The sequence below is a fragment of the Bacillus sp. GW823-FHT06B01 genome (assembly GCF_058952315.1).
This window is the reverse complement of sequence record NZ_JBXAHR010000024.1, coordinates 1-2360: the sequence shown is the minus strand read 5'-3', so window position 1 is coordinate 2360 and position 2360 is coordinate 1. Positions and strand designations below refer to the sequence as shown.

2 protein-coding genes are annotated in these 2360 nt (G+C 33.3%); both read left to right on the top strand.

From position 1 onward, the window contains the following. A partial coding sequence (locus AC1Q8N_RS28690) for a KR domain-containing protein (protein ID WP_493521518.1) occupies nucleotides 1-900 on the top strand: 900 nt, incomplete at its 5' end. A gap of 64 nt (nucleotides 901-964) precedes the next feature. Further along, on the top strand, nucleotides 965-2360 hold a 1396-nt coding region (locus tag AC1Q8N_RS28685), incomplete at its 3' end, for a condensation domain-containing protein (RefSeq protein WP_493521517.1).

Genomic DNA, 2360 nt, shown 5'->3' with positions numbered 1-2360 from the left:
AATGTTGCAGATGAACAGGAAATGCAGGTTGCGATTGATAATGTTATTCGGAAATTTGGTACTATTCATGGAGTTATCCATGCCGCAGGAAGACCGGATAGTAATGCACAAACTACGATTAATGAGACTGGAGAAACCGAAATTTCGTGGCATTTTATTCCAAAAATTCGCGGTTTGTATGTTCTAGAAAAAATATTAGGAAAGTTTGAATTGGACTTTTTGTTATTAACTTCGTCTTTATCCCCGATATTAGGAGGGCTAGCCCATGTTGCTTATGCTTCGTCAAATGCCTTTCTAGATACATATGCAGGAATGAAAAATCAAATGGGCAGTAAATCATATCCTGTATTAGGGATAAATTGGGAAGCATGGCATAACCATGAAGAAGTGTTTGAACGATATGGAATTGGACAGACGCTAAGTAAATTTTTTATCACACCTGAAGAAGGAGTGAAAATCTTACACCGTATTCTCTGTAATTCAAATTTAGAGCAGGTTATTGTTTCTACTGGGGATTTGTATTCGAGATTAGAGCAATGGGTAAGTGTTAAAAAAGCCTTCAATGCCAATCAAAAAAGAGAAATTACAAAATTAAAGGTACGTCCTAGAATGAAAACCATTTACGTAAAACCAAGAAATCAAATTGAAGAATTAGTTTGTAATATTTGGATGGAAATACTAGGTATTGAGGAGATTGGTATACATGATAATTTCTTTTTTGACCTAGGGGGGCATTCCTTACTAGGAACACAGGTAATATCTCGTTTGAGAGAAAGTTTCCCTATTGATATCCCATTACGCTGCTTGTTTGAAGCACCTACAGTTGAACAATTGTGTGATTGGATCATTTGTGAACTAGCTCAGTACATTGATTCAGAACAATTGGCAGAGTTGAAATGAAAGTCATATAAAAAATCCGGACGTGGACTTCTTTAGGAATAGATTGTAAAGGCGGATGAAGGCAATGAGTGATATGACAAAGCTATTACGTGACTTATCAATAGAAAAGCTTCAACAGTTGGTACGTCAGTCAAAAAATTATAAAAAGAGTGCTAATGAAGGAATAATAAAAAAGTATGACAGAAATATGGAAAACAAATATCCCCTGTCTTATGCTCAACAAAGATTATGGATTATAAATCAATATAATCCGAGTAGTGCAGCATATAATATTGCAACTGTAGTCACAATTGAAGGAGTATTCAGTATCCAAGCGCTAGAGTATAGTTTAAATGAGATACTGCAAAGGCATGAGTCTTTACGTACTTCTTTTATTAATAGTGATGGGAAAGTGTACCAAACCATAGCAACTAAATGTAAGATTGAAATGCCAATAATTGATATTAGGAACCTTAGTTCAAATGAGGTGGATAGTGAATGGAGAAAAATAATGGCTCAAGAAATTTCTCAGCCTTTTGACTTACAGGTTCCACCACTTCTTCGTGTGATGTTGGTACAGTTTGAAGAGAATAAATATAAGCTATTGTTTACTATGCATCATATAATTTCTGATGGTTGGTCTCTTGGAGTTTTAATTAAAGAAATGAATAGGTATTATGAAGCATTTGTTTCAGGAAAGCACCATGAAATGTCTGAATTAGCGATACAGTATTTAGATTTTTCGTTATGGCAAAAGAATTATCTTCAAGGAAGTGTTTATGAAGAACAACTTAGTTATTGGAAAAAGAATTTACAAGGGAAGCTTCCTGTATTACAATTGCCAACCAATCGGCCAAGGCCTCTTGTTCAATCATTTAGAGGAGAACGACTTTACTTTGAGATCCCTAGAGATTTAGTCAACAAAATAAAAAAATTAATTTCAACAGAAGAGATTACTTTATTCATGGCTTTATTATCGGCATACGCGACATTATTATATCGCTATTCCCTTCAGAAAGATATTTTGATTGGAACTTCTATTGCTAATCGAAATAAAAAAGAGTGGGAAGCTCTTATTGGCTTCTTTGTTAATACACTTGTTATTCGATGTGATCTGTCAAAACAGCCTACATTTAAGGAATTATTTTCTAGAGTTAGAGAAACGTGTCTTGGCGCTTTTGCCAATCAGGATTTCCCATTTGAAAAAATAGTTGAAGAATTACATGTTGAGAGAGAAGCAAGTTATCAACCTGTTGTTCAGACGTATTTTTCGTTACAAAATGTTCAAGAAATTAACTTGAAAATGAAGAACTTAACAATGGAAATGAAAGAATTAGATACAAAAACCTCTAAATTTGATATAAGTCTTACTTTAAGAGAATCTAATGATCTATTAATTGGCGAGTTTGAATATTCAACAGATTTATTTAATGAAAATACAATTAAACAAATGATTGATCACTATTATTGCATTTTAGAAC